The 14,470-nt window shown below is 64.8% G+C and carries 15 protein-coding genes; 4 read left to right on the top strand and 11 right to left on the bottom strand.

The features are described from left to right. Positions 1-72: 72 nt before the first annotated feature. Together B5E65_RS14765 and B5E65_RS14770 are read left to right on the top strand one after the other, a co-directional pair. Positions 73-1,689 carry a Na+/H+ antiporter NhaC family protein gene (locus B5E65_RS14765; protein ID WP_087172529.1) on the top strand — a complete coding sequence of 539 codons (1,617 nt, stop codon included), beginning with the start codon at positions 73-75 and terminating at the stop codon, positions 1,687-1,689. A 135-nt stretch (positions 1,690-1,824) separates the two neighbouring features. Then, positions 1,825-2,352: a hypothetical protein gene (locus tag B5E65_RS14770; protein WP_087172530.1), complete on the top strand. Its 528-nt coding sequence runs from the start codon at positions 1,825-1,827 to the stop codon at positions 2,350-2,352. Between the two features lie 53 nt (positions 2,353-2,405). Here the strand turns inward: B5E65_RS14770 and B5E65_RS14775 are convergent, their stop codons facing one another. The 3 genes from B5E65_RS14775 to B5E65_RS14785 all read right to left on the bottom strand — a co-directional run bounded on the left by B5E65_RS14775 (position 2,406) and on the right by B5E65_RS14785 (position 4,903). Continuing rightward, positions 2,406-3,191 carry a type III pantothenate kinase gene (locus B5E65_RS14775; RefSeq protein WP_087172531.1) on the bottom strand — a complete coding sequence of 262 codons (786 nt, stop codon included), beginning with the start codon at positions 3,189-3,191 and terminating at the stop codon, positions 2,406-2,408. Positions 3,192-3,204: 13 nt separating this feature from the next. Then, positions 3,205-3,873 (bottom strand): ECF transporter S component, encoded by a 669-nt coding sequence (locus B5E65_RS14780; protein ID WP_242957574.1) that lies wholly within the window; start codon positions 3,871-3,873, stop codon positions 3,205-3,207. Positions 3,874-4,021: 148 nt separating this feature from the next. Next, positions 4,022-4,903, bottom strand: coding sequence for a DMT family transporter (locus tag B5E65_RS14785; protein WP_275532884.1), 882 nt, complete (start codon positions 4,901-4,903; stop codon positions 4,022-4,024). A 192-nt stretch (positions 4,904-5,095) separates the two neighbouring features. Between B5E65_RS14785 and B5E65_RS14790 the strand changes: the two genes are divergently transcribed. Continuing rightward, complete coding sequence (locus B5E65_RS14790; RefSeq protein ID WP_087172532.1) at positions 5,096-6,085, top strand: serine hydrolase; 990 nt, start codon at positions 5,096-5,098, stop codon at positions 6,083-6,085. A gap of 100 nt (positions 6,086-6,185) precedes the next feature. Then, positions 6,186-7,064, top strand: a complete 879-nt coding sequence (locus tag B5E65_RS14795) for an N-acetylmuramoyl-L-alanine amidase (protein WP_087172533.1) — start codon at positions 6,186-6,188, stop codon at positions 7,062-7,064. 77 nt (positions 7,065-7,141) lie between these two features. Here the strand turns inward: B5E65_RS14795 and B5E65_RS14800 are convergent, their stop codons facing one another. The 8 genes from B5E65_RS14800 to B5E65_RS14835 are packed head-to-tail and all read right to left on the bottom strand — an operon-like array spanning position 7,142 to position 14,319. Further along, the gene (locus tag B5E65_RS14800; protein ID WP_087172534.1) at positions 7,142-7,882 is read right to left on the bottom strand and encodes a hypothetical protein; all 741 of its coding nucleotides are present in this window, start codon (positions 7,880-7,882) and stop codon (positions 7,142-7,144) included. 24 nt (positions 7,883-7,906) lie between these two features. Next, positions 7,907-8,176, bottom strand: coding sequence for a phage holin family protein (locus tag B5E65_RS14805; protein ID WP_164488818.1), 270 nt, complete (start codon positions 8,174-8,176; stop codon positions 7,907-7,909). Between the two features lie 13 nt (positions 8,177-8,189). Further along, positions 8,190-8,495: a hypothetical protein gene (locus B5E65_RS14810; protein ID WP_087172535.1), complete on the bottom strand. Its 306-nt coding sequence runs from the start codon at positions 8,493-8,495 to the stop codon at positions 8,190-8,192. Further along, positions 8,488-9,603 (bottom strand): GH25 family lysozyme, encoded by a 1,116-nt coding sequence (locus tag B5E65_RS14815; protein WP_087172536.1) that lies wholly within the window; start codon positions 9,601-9,603, stop codon positions 8,488-8,490. Before B5E65_RS14815 ends, B5E65_RS14810 begins: the two co-directional genes overlap by 8 nt. A gap of 16 nt (positions 9,604-9,619) precedes the next feature. Then, the gene (locus B5E65_RS14820) at positions 9,620-10,756 is read right to left on the bottom strand and encodes a hypothetical protein (RefSeq protein WP_087172537.1); all 1,137 of its coding nucleotides are present in this window, start codon (positions 10,754-10,756) and stop codon (positions 9,620-9,622) included. Positions 10,757-10,787: 31 nt separating this feature from the next. Beyond that, on the bottom strand, positions 10,788-12,641 hold the full coding sequence (locus B5E65_RS14825; protein ID WP_087172538.1) for a hypothetical protein: 1,854 nt from the start codon (positions 12,639-12,641) through the stop codon (positions 10,788-10,790). 19 nt (positions 12,642-12,660) lie between these two features. Next, positions 12,661-13,257 carry a phage adaptor protein gene (locus B5E65_RS14830; protein WP_087172539.1) on the bottom strand — a complete coding sequence of 199 codons (597 nt, stop codon included), beginning with the start codon at positions 13,255-13,257 and terminating at the stop codon, positions 12,661-12,663. Between the two features lie 57 nt (positions 13,258-13,314). Then, entirely contained in the window at positions 13,315-14,319 is a 1,005-nt protein-coding gene (locus B5E65_RS14835) for a phage major capsid protein (RefSeq protein ID WP_087172540.1), read from the bottom strand. Between the last annotated feature and the right edge of the window lie 151 nt (positions 14,320-14,470).

The following is a 14,470-nucleotide window of genomic DNA, read 5'->3' on the forward strand; positions in this document are numbered from 1 at the left end:
CCCCGAACGGGGGATGCCCGCACGGCGTTTTTTGTTTCTCTCCCGCACAAGGTTTTGAAAGGGGTATCTCGGATGAAACAACTTCGCAAGCCGGCGTTTGCGGCGCTGGCCGTGCTGGCCGCGGCGCTGGTGCTCTGTCCCGCCGTGTTCGCCGCCGGGGAGGCGGCCGCGGACGGCCAGCCCGCTCTGTACGCCACCGCCTGGTCGCTGGTGCCGCCGCTGGTGGCCATCGTGCTGGCCCTGATCACCAAGGAGGCCTACAGCAGCCTGTTTATCGGCATCCTGGTGGGCGGTCTGTTCTACTCGAACTTCCAGTTTGAGGGCACCGTGCTGCACATCTTTGAGGACGGCATGATGTCGGTGCTCAGCGATGTGTCCAATGTGGGCATTCTGATCTTTCTGGTAATTCTGGGCGCCATGGTCTGCATGATGAACAAGGCGGGCGGCTCGGCGGCTTTCGGCAAATGGGCCTCCACCCGCATCCGCACCCGGGTGGGTGCGCAGCTGGCCACCATCGCCCTGGGCGTGCTGATCTTTGTGGACGACTACTTCAACTGCCTGACGGTGGGCAGCGTGATGCGTCCGGTGACCGACAAGCACCAGATCTCCCGGGCCAAGCTGGCCTACCTGATCGACGCCACCGCCGCGCCGGTGTGCATCATCGCCCCCATCTCCAGCTGGGCCGCCGCGGTGACCGGCTTTGTGGAGGGGGCCAACGGTCTGGAGCTGTTCATCCAGGCCATTCCCTACAACTTCTACGCCCTGCTGACCATCCTGATGATGCTGGGCCTGGCGGTGCTGAACACCGACTACGGCCCCATGGCCCGCCACGAGTGGAACGCCCGCAACGGGGATCTGTTCACCAGCGGCCAGCGCCAGGAGGACGAGACCGGTTCCGTTTCCTCCAAGGGCGGCGTGGCCGACCTGGTGCTGCCGGTGCTGGTGCTGATCGTCTGCTGCATCATCGGCATGATCTACACCGGCGGGTTCTTCTCCGGCACCGATTTTGTCACCGCCTTCTCCCAGAGCAACGCCAGCCTGGGCCTGGTGCTGGGCAGCGTGTTTGCGCTGGCGTTCACCATTGTGTTCTACGCGGTGCGCCGTGTGCTGAACTTCAAGGCCTGCATGGAGTGCCTGCCGGAAGGCTTCAAGGCGATGGTGCCCGCCATCCTGATCCTGACCTTTGCCTGGACCCTGAAGGCCATGACCGACAGCCTGGGCGCGGACGTGTTCGTGGACGCCCTGGTACGCCAGAGCACCGGCGCGATGGTGAACCTGCTGCCTGCGGTGATCTTCCTGGTGGGCTGCGGCCTGGCCTTTGCCACCGGCACCAGCTGGGGCACCTTCGGCATCCTGATCCCCATCGTGGTGGAGGCCTTCTCCGAGACCGACCCGGGCCTGATGATCATCGCCATCTCCGCCTGCATGGCGGGCGCTGTGTGCGGCGACCACTGCAGCCCCATCTCGGACACCACCATCATGGCCAGCGCGGGCGCCCGGTGCGACCACGTGAACCACGTGTCCACCCAGCTGCCCTACGCCATGACGGTAGCGGCCATCAGCTTTGTGACCTACGTGCTGGCCGGCTTTGTGCGCAGCCCCTGGATCTGCCTGCCGGTGGGTGCCGTGCTGGTGATCGGCGTGCTGCTGGTCTCCCGCAACGCGGACAAAAAACGCGCCGCGCAGTAACCCGGATACAACGCATCCCCGCCCTCTTTTTCGAGGGCGGGGATTTTTTTGTGCTTTCCTGTCCCCGATCCGCCAGACCGTGCGAACTCTGTAACGGGTAAACACCCGAAAATCTGCAAATGAGGAGAGAATCGTATGTTTTCTATCGTAATGCCCTATGCGCTGACCCTGATCGGCGTACTGGTGGGCGACGGCAACGACTTTATGGCGTTTGCGGTCTTTTTCACCGTGATCGGCGTGGTGTGGACCTTCATCGCCGCCACGGTAAAGGAGTTCCGGGGCAAGGGGCTGCTGGCACTGGAGGCCGGGCATGCGGTGATCTGGCTGCTGTTCAACTTCAGCCCGGAGCTGCTGGGCAAGGCCATCGGCCTGGTGATCGCTTTGCCCATCGCGATTCTGGTGGGCGTTGTGGGGCTGAGCTTCTTCCGGGGCCTGAGCGCGGACGACTCCGCGCCCGCCATGCCCCGGCAGGAGGATGACCGCACCCCGCTGCAGCGGGTGCCCAACATCATCTACGACGGGAGCAACAGCCGCTGGCAGCTGGTAAACCGGGGCTATGACACCGCCACCTACGAGAGCGACGACGGCCGCCAGGTGGTGCTGCGTCACGCCGAGATGGGCCGTTCCGGCGCCAACACCAACGAGGGGTATTTCCACTGGTAAAAACCGGGCGCGCTGCGTTTTGTGCAGCGCGCCCGGTTTTATTCGGTATGCCATCAGCGGCGGCGGGGCTCCTCCTGGTTTTTGCGGTAGAGGATGAGCATGCCTTTCAGCAGCAGCGCGTCGTCCACTGTGATCTTCTTGCGGCAGAAGGGCACCACCAGCGGGGCCAGGCCCCCGGTGGCCACCACCGTGACCGGCTGGCCCAGTTCCGCCTCGATCCGGTCGATCAGGCCGTCCAGCAGGGCGGCGTTGCCGTGGACAAGGCCGCTTTTCATGCATTCGGCGGTGTTCTTGCCGATCAGGCGGCGGGGCGGTTCCAGGTCGATGTTGGACAGCTGGGCCGCCCGGCTGACCAGCGAATCCAGCGACCCGCGCATTCCCGGCACGATCATGCCGCCGATGTAGTTTTTGTCCTTGTCCACCACCGACAGGGTGGTGGCGGTGCCCATGTCGATGACCACCAGCGGCGCCGGATGCTCGTGGATGGCAGCCACCGCGTCCACCACCAGGTCGCTGCCCACCTGGGCGGGATTGTCCATCAGGATGTGCAGGCCGGTGCGCAGGCCGGGGCCCACCACCAGCGCCTGACAGCCGGTGATCTTGTACACCGCCTCCCGCACGATGCGGGTGATGGGCGGCACCACCGAGGAGATGATGGCCCCCTCCAGCCGGCGGGGTTCGATGTTGTACAGCTCCAGCACATTCTTGATGCTGATGGCGTATTCCAGCACGGTGCGGCCCCGGTCGGTGGACAGGCGCTCCACAAAGGTCACGTCGTCCTCCCGCTCCAGGCAGCCCAGTACAATGTTGGTGTTTCCGATGTCGATGGCCAGGATCATGGGGTGTTCCTCCTTATCGTTTGGCCGGGCCGTTTACCCCGGCCCGCAGCAGCGCGCTTGCCACAAAGGCGGTAAGCACAGCGGCAACCAGCGCCTCGGGCACGCCGTTGATCCCGATGACCCCCAGGATCAGCCCGTAGACAAACTGGCCGGCCTTGTCCTGGGCGGCAGCCCAGGCATCGCCGAAGAACAGAAAGATGCCGTTCATCACCAGCAGGGTGTTGGTAAGCGCCCCGGCAAAGCCCGCCAGCCCCAGGCTGAACAGACGGCCGGTGCGGCTTTTGCCCAGGCGGGGCTCCAGCAGATGCCAGACCAGCCAGGGGGTGACCCCCACCAGGATACGGGGCACAAAACAGATGATCAGGCTGGCCCATCCGCCCTTAAAGGCGCCCGCCGAATAAAAGGGCGAGAACACAAAGCTGGTGGCGGTGGGATACAGGGTGTTGTTGATCAGGCTGGTAAGCCCGAACACCCCGCCCAGCACCGCGCCCTTTTGGGGGCCCAGCAGGATGGAGCCGATGATCACGGGAATGTGAATGGTAGTGGCCTTGGTAAAGCCCAGCGGGATATACCCGATAAAGGGCAAAAAGGCCAGGGCAACGATCAGTGCAGCGAAGAGTGCTACCTGAACCATGTCCCGGGTGCCCGCGCCCGGGGTGCCGTGCAGAGACTGCTTTTTCATAGAGATTCTCCTTTTGTTGCGCGCCGCAAAAGGCGGCGCCGGTGTTATTGTTCCCCTGGGGGGATACAGTACAGGGCCAGTATACCACCCGGCGCCGCGGAATGCAAACGAAAAAACCGGCCCTGGCCGGGCCGGTTTTGCTTTTGTTTCAGGCAGAGGTCTCTGTCCGTTTGGCGGGCAGCTGGGCCAGCAGGATGCCGCCGAACATCAGCGCGCAGCCGGCCAGTTCCCGCAGGTTCATGCTCTGGTGCAGCAGCACCCAGCCCGCCAGCACGCTGAACACGCTTTCCAGGCTCAGCAGCAGGCTGGCCACGGTGGGGTCCATGCCTTTCTGGCCCACCACCTGCAGGGTGTACCCCACCCCGCTGGACAGCACACCCGCGTAGAGCACCGGGGCCCAGGCAGCGGTAAGGGCGGACCAGCTGGGCTGCTCAAACAGCAGCATCCCCACAGCGGACACCGCCGCGGCCACAAAGAACTGGATGCAGCTCAGCCGCACCCCGTCCACCAGGGGGCTGAACCGGTCGATGATCAGGATATGCACCGCAAACAGAACGCTGCAGCCCAGCACCAGCAGATCCCCCAGGCCCAGCCGCAGGCTGCCCTCCATACACAGCAGGTACAGCCCGGCCACCGCCAGCACCACGCTGCCCCAGATGCGCCCGGCGGGCTTGCGGCCCACCAGCATCCCCAGCAGCGGCACCATTACAATATACAGGGCAGTGATGAACCCTGCCTTGCCCACGGTGGTGTACTTGACCCCGAACTGCTGGGCGGTGGCCGCCACCCCCAGCGCCAGGCCACAGAGCACACCGCCCTTCAGCAGGGTGCGGCGGGCAGCCGGGCTTTTGTCCGGCGTGCGGCGGCTCAGCCGGTCCAGCAGCGGGATGGCCGGCAGCAGCACCAGCCCCCCGATCAGGAACCGGGCCATATTAAAGGTAAGGGGCCCCAGATGGTCCATCCCCACGCTCTGGGCCACAAAGGCCGCCCCCCAGATCATGGCGGTCAGAACCAGAATCAGCGAATGCACGGTTACTTTCCTCCTCCACAGCAGCGCGTCAAAGCGCGTTCCGTATCACTATACCACCCGCCTGCAAGCTTTGTCAAACCGGGTAAAACATTTACAAATTCGTTGCGGTTTGTGCCGGTTTCTTTACCGGCTGTTGCATACTTGGTGGCGGCGCGGGCGGTATCCTGAGACCGGAAAGTGAGGCGAGCAGCCATGCCGAAACCGTCTGTATCCGCCCGGCCGGATTACCGGGCCGCCCGCACCCGGGCCCGCCGCCGCAGCCGCCGTCGCCGCCGGCAGCTGCGGCAGGGTCTGCTGGCGCTGGTCTGCTGCCTGCTGCTGGCGCGGGGGGCCGCTTTTGCCGCCGAAAACGCCCTGGATGCCCTGTTCCTGGACGAACCCGCTCAGCAGCTGCCAGCCGATACGCCCGCATCGGTTTCCGACCGTTCGGAACCGCCCCGCCTGGAGCCGGAAGGTGGGCTGCCTGCGCAGACGGATGCCCGCGAAGCGCTGGAAGACTATCTGGCCCAGCTGCCCGGCCGGGTATCGGTGCTGGCGGTGCGGCCTTCCGACGGGCTGACCGTTGCCTGGAACGAGGACGAGCAATACTACGCCGCCAGCCTGCTGAAAGCCCCCTATGCCCTGTGGCTCTGCCGCCGGACAGAAAACGGGGAACTGGATCTGGAGCAGCCGCTGGGCGGCTGGGACGGCACCGCCCGCGAAGCGCTGACCGCCATGATCGCCCGCAGCGACAACCAGGCCACGGCGGCGCTGTACACCCGCTGGCCCGCCGACGGGGAAAGCGGCTTTGCCGCTTTTCTGGAAGAACTGGATATTCCGCCGGTTCACAAAGCCCGGGCGCTGAGCTCCGAGACCAAAATCACCGGCACCCTGTCGGCCCGCGACGCGATGCAGGTACTGAAAGCCATGGACGACTATTTTGCCACCGGCACCCCGCTGGCCGAAACGCTGAAACAGGCTTTTCTGAACACGCAGCACGAGTTTCTGATCACCGACTGGCCCATGGCCAAAAAGTACGGCAACTGGACCGGCGCTCTGCACGACATTGCCATCGTCTATGCGCCCGATCCCTATTACGCGGCGGTACTGACCGACTGGGGCGATCCGGTAAAAGAGGCCCCCGAATACCGGGACTATTACCGGGAAATCAGCGCCCGGCTCACCGCTTTTATGGAAAGCTGAGGCCATCGGGCGGCAATATTTACGATTTTGTTACAACTTTTTGCATACCCCGCGCCTTCTGATCCGTTATGCTTATATACAGAAGTCGAGGTGATCCCCCATGAATTCTGGTACTCGTTCGCCGGAAGTCCGGCGCACCGTCTACTACTCCCCCCGCCGGGCAGCCCGGCGGCGTAAACTGCGCCGCCGCCGGATCCTGGTGCTCACCGCCGCGGCGGCACTCTGCCTGTGGGCCTGTACCTCTCTGGCCGGGCTGATCGTGTCCGGGCTGCATGCGGCGGAAAAGCTGCCGGCCGCAGCCGCGCCGGAATCCATAGCGGACAAGCCTGCCCCCGTGGAGGACAATACCCTGCGCATCGCGGTGGACGCGGGCCACGGCGGCAGCGACATCGGGGCCGAAGGGGTGGTCAAGGAATCCGAAATGACCGAAGCCACCGCCCGGGCGCTGATCGAGCTGCTGGAAGAGGACGAGCGGTTCTCGGTGGTGCTCTGCCGGGATTGGGATGTGCGCTCCACCCCCACCGAGCGGGGTCAGGAGGCTGCCCGTCAGGGGGCGGATCTGCTGCTTTCGATTCACGGCAACAGCTGGGAGGGCAGCGGTCAGGACGTGCACGGGTTTGAATGTTATCCCTGCGTGCCCGGTACCGCCCAGTACGAGGAAAGCATGCGGTTTGCCCAGCTGATCTGCAACGAGATCTCGGCCGCCGGCGGCACCCTGCGGGGCAACGGCGGCATCCGGTACATATATTTTGATGAGAAGGACAACCGGATCATCAAGGAAAAAGGGGATGAAGCCGCAACCGGCATGCCCACCTTCTCCATCCTGGAAAACGCCGGCTGCCCGGCGGTACTGGCGGAGCAGTGTTTCGTGACCAGCGCCGCCGATGTGGATCTGTTTGGTGACGAGGACGGCGTGCGTCTGGCCGCCCAATGCTATTATAAAGCCATCTGTGCCTGGGCCGACGGTCTGTCGGCCTGACAAGGCCTTTTCCTGCCCCCCGCAAGCAAAAAACCGGGCCGCCCGCTGTATGCGGGTGGCCCGGTTTCTGTGTTTCGTTACACGGTGGTGTAGGATTCGTCCTCCTCTTCCCCGGCTGTGCGCGCTGTGCGCCGTACCGTGGTCCGGCTGGCGGAGGAGGCCCCCTGCACCAGGCTGAGCAGATCCAGCCCGTTGGAGGCGTACAGTTTTGCCAGCTGGGGCACCAGCTCCTGCAGAGCGGATGCCGCACCGCCGGCCCGTTCAGCCGCCAGCTGCGCCATGTTGTTCTGGTAGGTATTCAGCAGGCTGGCCTGCTGGGCGGTCCGCTCACTCTCCAGCTGGGCCCGGGCGTTGCCATAATTGTTGTACAGCCCGGCCAGGGTGCTTTCGGCGGCGCCGCCGGTCAGCCCCTGGGCGCTCAGCTGCTGGTTCAGCCCCCGCAGGCTGAGCATCCGGTTGATGTAGGCCTCCTGCAGCGCCTGGTCGGCAGCCGCGTTCACCTGATTCTGGGCATACGCCAGATTGGCGCGCTGCTGGGCGGCGGCCGCGTTGTAGGCCGCATCCCGGGCCGCCTGTTCCCGCGCCTGCAGTTCCTGCAGATAGGCCACATAGATCGCGTATCCGTCCGAGGCCGCGGCGGAGGATTGGCTCCCGGCGGAACTGCCCGTGCCGCTGCCGGTATTCTTTTTCTTGCTGGTTGTCTTGCTGGTTGTCTTGTTGTTGCTCTCCACCCCCATCGGCCGGTTCATGATGGTCGAGGGCGCTTGTGCGCCCGCCTCGCCGTCCCAGACCGGGGTAGGATAGGTTTTGCCTGCCATGGCGTTCCTCCTTTTTCTGCCCCGTCAGGCGGGGCGGCTGTAGTTCAGGGCCCGGGCACTGTCCCCCAGACCGGCGGTGGTGGGATCGTTGACTGCGTTCCACACGCTCACGGCCACCAGCGCACACACATACGGGTTGCGCACCGCCGCCAGCAGCGTGGCGCCCAGTACCGGCCAGCTGGTGATGTCCGCACCGGTCAGGCCGAAATAGGCCAGAACCGGGGTAAACACGGCCAGGCCCAGCTGCGCCCAGAACACCGGGTTTTTCAGCCGCACGGGAATATTCAGTCTCATGGATTCCCTCCTTTCAAAAATGGGTGGGCAGGTCGTCCGCATCCTGTACCAGGACGGTCACCGCCCCGTTGCCGCCCAGCGCATGGTAGGCGGCGTACATGCTTTGGATGTTTTCCCGCCCATGCACCGAGATGCTCTGCTTTTTCTGGTAATAGTCGCAGGCTGAAATGATCCGGTCCCGCAGCAACGCCTGCACACCGGTCTCCAGCGCTTTCTGCCGCTTGTGCTGGGCCAGGGCGTACCGCCACAGGGCGGCCAGACCCGCTGTCAGCAGGCCAAAACCCCATACCACCCAGTACTCAATCAGCCAGTCAGCCATCGGCGGCCCCCTCCCCGGCCAGGGCGGCCCCGGCGGCGGTAATCTTCTCCCCCAGGGCGGTGAGCTGCTTTCCCTGGGCCGACTGGTTTTTCTCAATGCGGGCCAGGGCGGCCAGCACTTCGGTCAGATCCACAGCCGGGGTCCCAGCGGCGGGGGCATCCTCTACCACGCAGCGGCCGTCCGGAAGTTCCAGGCAAAAGACCTCCGCACCGTCGGCGATGATCTTATACCAGGTGCCGGTCATGCCCGCCAGCTGCATGGTGCCGCCCCGGGCGGTAACGGCATAGGTTTCGTCCAGCTCCAGCACTCCCAGGCTGTCGTTGATGTCCGGGGAGTTAAAAGTCTCACACTTCGGATTTTCCGCGCTGGTGCAGCGCAGCTGCTTGCCGGCAACCGGTTCAAATTTCATGGGTGTTTCCTCCTCTCCGGGCTGGTAGCAGATCCAGTCCCTGTCCACGTTGGCGCTGCCCACGCCGTATTGGCCGCCGTACCCGATGCGGCCGAACTGCCAGGCGCAGAGCTGCCGCCCCAGCCCGCGCAGATAATCGCCCCATTTCCCGGGCAGGGATTCCAGAGGGGTGCAGCCCCCGAAATCCGGATCGGCGGGATCGCTGTAATACCAGGCGATCCACAGCGGCGCCTCCAGCGCGGCGGTATCGATGCGGGCGTCGGCCCATCCGGCGGAACAGTACACGCAGGGGTGCAGCCCCGCCGCCCGGATACGCTCGCAGCTTTCCGTCAGCAGGGCGGTGTTGGCGGCCCGGTCCAGGCCCATGCTCTGCCCGGCCTCCAGTTCCTGATCCACTGCCACCCAGCTGTCCGCTCCGGCGGCCAGGGCCAGGGCGATCAGGGCGTCGGTCTGGGCCAGCATGGCCGCCCGGGCCGCGCCGGTACTGCCGCTGTTGATGTTTTTATAATGCCAGGTGGCAAAACCATAAACGCCCAGCCGCAGCCCGGCAGCTTTGACCGCCGGGGCAAACCGATCCCACCGGGCATCCTTGCCGGTGCCGTATACCGCCCGGCAAAGAATGGTCGTGATCCCCGCCCGCCGGGCCGCATCCGCGTCCAGGGTATCCTGCCAGCGGGAGATATCCAGTGCTTTTTCCATTTGCAACGCCTCCTCCTTACTGGACAGGTGTGATAAAAGCGGCCACTCCAAGCCCTCCGGCACCACCGCTCAAATAGCCTCCTATAACATCCCCCGTCTTTACTTGCGTTCCGGTATCTGCACCGGTTCCATTAACATAGATGGTTCCGCCGGACCAGCCGGAAAATTTTGTCAGCACACCGTCAATCGGGCAGACAATAGATCCTGACACACTAAACGCATCACGGTTCCCAAAGTTGGCTCCCGCCGATGTTACCCCGCCTGACGCAGCGCTGTTAATGCCTGAGCCTGTTTTTCCGCTGAAACTTGCCTTGCACCCGGAATTTGTAAAGTACACAAAATATCCGTTGACAGTTCCCTCTACTTTTTCCACTGTCTTTGCGCCTTGATTTACAGTAACGGTTGTTCCAACGGTTACCCTGTCGGCGGCCAGCCCGGTCACCGTCACCAGGCCGCCGCCGCCCTCAAAATTTAGGGTACCTGCCTCCGCATCTGTCACAAAACTCACCCACCGGCCGGTGTAGGGTTGGCCTGCCATCATGGCAGCCGCATCCTCCGCCCCCATCCAGGCAGTAACCGGCTGACCATTCACCGAAAAGGTATCCCCCTCCTGCACGTCGGCGGTCATCAGAGCCCGTCCGCTGGCCCCGCTGCCGGTGAACTCGTGCACCGTGCCGCTGCGGGTGTGAGTGTACAGCTTGACCCCGTCGTCGGCTGCCCGCGCATGTACCGCCGCGTCCACCACGCCGGGCTCCCCGTTGGCAGCGTAAACCGCCCGGGCCATGTCGCCGGCACCGATCTCCACCACCTTGTTGTCAATGGCCGCGTCGGTCTCCTGCCGGGTGTAGGCCCCCACCTGGGCCGCCGTCACTCCATGCGGGTTCTCCCGGTTTTCAATGTGGGCAGCGGTGATGCCCTGCACATGGGCGGGCACCTCTTCCGGCATGCCGGCGGGCCGTTCCATCCCGATGCCCGCCGCACCGGTCGCCGCTTCCAGTTCCTCCGCCAGCCGGTTGATACCCGGGATGGCCACCTCCCGCACGATTTGTTCCACGCTTTGCTGCATTTCCAGGGTGGAAAGGCCCGGCACCTCCGGCTGGCCAATTACCCCCTTGCCCTGCAGATCGTCCTCTGTAATCCGTGTAAACGCCATTGCTTGTCCTCCTTTCCGCGGGCAGACCCGCTCATCGCCGGTAATCCCCCATCTCGGCAAACTCCACCGCCAGTTCGCTGAGTCCGAACGGTTCGTTCAGCCGGTCGTTCTCCAGCCGCAGCCGGGATTTGTTCAGCCGCCGCAGCCGTACCCGGGCTGTCAGCAGACGTGGTGTCTGGTCGCCGCTCCAGGAAAAGCGGCTCCAGTCCAGCCTGTCCCAGGCAAAATACCGGGCGCTGACGTAATCGCTGCCCAGTTCTTTCCAGATCCCCCGCTCCTGCATCCGGATGGTCAGGCCGGTGGCCACCGCGCTGGACAGCCGCACCATCACCCGGCGGAAGGTCTTGTTCTTATAAAACTGCTTGCCGCTCAGATCGGGGGTATCCCAGTGGCAGGCGATGGGCTCGCCGTCGTCGTTGTAGCTGGTGAGCACCGCCGGGTCGGTGTAAAACCGGCAGACCCGTCCGTCCCCGGTGCCGAACCAGAGCGCCCCCTCCTGTTCCCAGAGCACCCGGGCGGGCAGATGGGTGCGGTGGAATCCCGCGTACTGCCGGGTGGCGTAGGGGGCCGCCGGGTCGGTTTGCAGCGGCTGCAGCCCGTCCAGAATGTAGGCCTGCCCGTTGACCGCCAGCCAGTACATATCCTTGTAGACCAGCGCAAAGGCGTCCTCCAGACCGGGCTCCTCCAGCAGCCGCCCGTTCAGGTAGAAGCTGCGGTTCTGGGTGTATTTCTCCCCGGTCAGATCCTGGGCGGTGATGGCGTACACGCCGCTCTTGGTCAAAAACAGCGGTTCGTTCACCAGATAGGCAAAACTGAACGGCGCCAGCGCCCCTTGCCCCTGCAGGGTATTCACGATGGGGAAACTGGGCTTGGAATCCACCAGGTTGCCCTGCCGTATGATCACATTGCGCCCATCCTCCTTGTCGTCCTTGTGGGCGGCCAGCCGCTCGTTGACCACGCTGTAGCCCACAATGGCGCTGCGGGGGGTGCCCAGCACGCTGTAGCCGGTATCCGGCCAGTAGGTAGGGTCGTTCTGCCCACAGAACCAATCGTAGTTGATAAAGTCCGGGTTACCCGCCGCAAAGATACGGTCAGCCGCGCCGTTCACCCCGAACAGCGCCCCGAAACGGCACCGCCCAACCCGGTCGGCATAACCCTCCACTGTGCGGGCGGCGGTGATCCGCACATTATCCTCACCAGTCACCGGGCTCACCCCCGGTGCCTTGGTAAAGGTCACGATGCCCGCAGCCCGATCCACCGTGAAGTCGGTATTCTCGGCCTTGTCCACCCAGCTGCCGTCGCTCTGCATCAGCTGCACCTGCACCTCGGTCTCGTCCAGTTCCCCAAAGGTCATGTGGTACCGGGTATCGGTGGCGGTGCCCGCAAACAGCTCAGTAAACTTTGGCTGCAGCAGGTTCAGATCTTCGTAAGGGGTACCGCCGCCGGTGGGCGGCCGGGCAATGGTCAGCACCGGCACCCGGGCCGCGGCCGTTACCGGCTGCACCGTCTCGCCATCCCACACCAGCAGCGCCTTGCCGTCCAGGATATACAGGTTTTCGCCGAACTGCCAGCTGCGGCTGCGCTCATCATTCGCCTCGCTGTACAGCTTCTCCTGCCCGTGGTACAGCGCGCCGCCTGCATGGATCAGCCCTTGCGTATCCCCCCGGCGGAAATGGGCCCCGTTGATACGGCCCTCGTACCGTTCCACCGTCTGCCAGCCCATACATTTGCGCACCTTGCCGGGCACATCCCGGATCATATTGGGCGCGTCCGGGCTGCGGCGGGGATCCACACCGGCGGGGCTGTTGGTGTAGTCCACCCCCAGAAACTCCTCCACCCTGAACACGCTGCGCGCCGGGCTTCCCGGCGCGGAAAAATAGGCCATCAGCCCGCCTCCTTTCCCATCAGGCCCAGCCGTTCAGGCTGGCCCAGCTTTCGGCCCGCACGCCGGAGTTCACCGGGCGCAGCGCGGCGCGGGCCGCCTCGAACTCGTTGCGGTAGGCGGTAGCCAGGGCGCTGTCGTCGTCCTTGTACAGCTGGCTGGCCATATACAGCGGCAGGATCACCGCCGCCTGCTGCTCCACCGGCAGTTCCTCGCTGTCAGGGGTAGCATCCGTCAGCCGGGGCGGGGCCGCATCGTACCAGACTTCGTACTCGCCCCGCCAGCTTTCCGGGATCAGCAGCCGTCCCGCCGCAAAGGCAAAGCCCCCGGCCGGAACCAGCCGCCCGTCCTCCCGCCGGCGATAGGCCTCCGGCTCCCCCGCCCGCCAGAAATCCGCCGCCAGGTCCGCCAGCGGCACCGTGCGGGGGCCGGCGGCCTCCACCGTCACGGTAAAGCACCGCCGCAGCGGCAGGTTCTCGGCGCAGAGCAGCGCCAGCCCCTCGTTGGCGGCCTGAGACATTCCCTCCATGTATTCCCGGTTGGCCTGGGTAGTGGATACCCCGTCCCGGGCGGCAAACAGTTTTTGCAGGGCCGCCTGTTTTACTTCGCCCCATGTCACGGGCGTTCGCCTCCTTTCTGAATACCGCCGGCCCCTGTGTGGGGCCGGCGGCCGCGTTTACGCCAGACTTACGCCGCTGGACAGCCCCTCACCGCACAGGGCGATGCAGCGCCAGTTGTTGAAGCCCGCGCCGAACCGGGCACGGCCCTTGAACACGTTGGCGTCGGTGTTGGGGTCGATGTCGCTGCGTACGCTCAGGGGCAGACGATCCACCCAGGGCAGACACTCGTAGCTGTCCTTGAAGTCCGCGTCCATCAGGATGAAGTAGGGCTTGCCGCCGATGGTCTTGGGCAGGTAGTTCCAGACCAGCACATTCCACAGCCCCACCTGGAAGTTCAGGGCGTTGTTGGCGGTATTGGGATCCAGATCGCTGCCCACCGCGGCCAGCACCTGACGCTTCAGGCTGCCCACGTTGGGGATCAGGATGGTGTTGGGGGCCACGTCCAGCAGGTTGCCGTCGTCGTCGGTAAAGCCCTGCATCCGTTCCTGCACCGCGTCCAGGGTCTCCACGCTGAACGCCGCCTTGAACAGGTTGGCCTGGGCCGCGCCGCGGCCGGTGATGCTGGGATGGTCGGCGGCAAACAGCGGCTTGCCGTCGGCACAGGCGGTGGAGTACACCCGGCCGCCGAAGGTGATGGATTCGCCCGCGCCGCCCGCCAGCATGCCGGCGGCGAACTTCTCCCGGGTACGGGCGTAGCTGGTGGCAAAGATGCCGGCGCGGCTCTTGATCTTGCCGTACTTGGCATCCTCCACCATCTCCTGGGTCACCTCAAAGCTGGACTTCCAGGTGGTGGGCTCGATCACCTTGCTGTAGCCTTCCCGCATGCCGGTCTTGGGATAGGCGCCGTTCTCGCCCACGTCCTCGAAATCGCCCAGAGCGGTTTCACTGGTGTACTTCTCCGCAAAGTTGCGGCTGGTGTCCATGTAGAACACCTTGTCGATCATGGAGGCCCTCTCAAAGCTCTCCACGCTCTTCTGGATCACGGCCCGGATCGGCTCCTGGCTTTTGCCATAGACGCTGTCGTTCAGGCCGCTGCCCTTGGAAAAGATAATATCTGCCATCTGGTTTCATCCTCCTTTTTATGTTTTTCTCCGCGCCCGCTGCGGGCTGTTCCGGAGTGCGGGATAAATGCCCTCCGGGCACCCCGGGCTCTGCCCGGGCCACCGCTCTCCTTCTCATCCCTTCGCTGCATGACGGGACATCTGCGGGCTC

This window comes from Gemmiger sp. An120, from assembly GCF_002160955.1.
Taxonomy (GTDB): domain Bacteria; phylum Bacillota; class Clostridia; order Oscillospirales; family Ruminococcaceae; genus Gemmiger_A; species Gemmiger_A avium.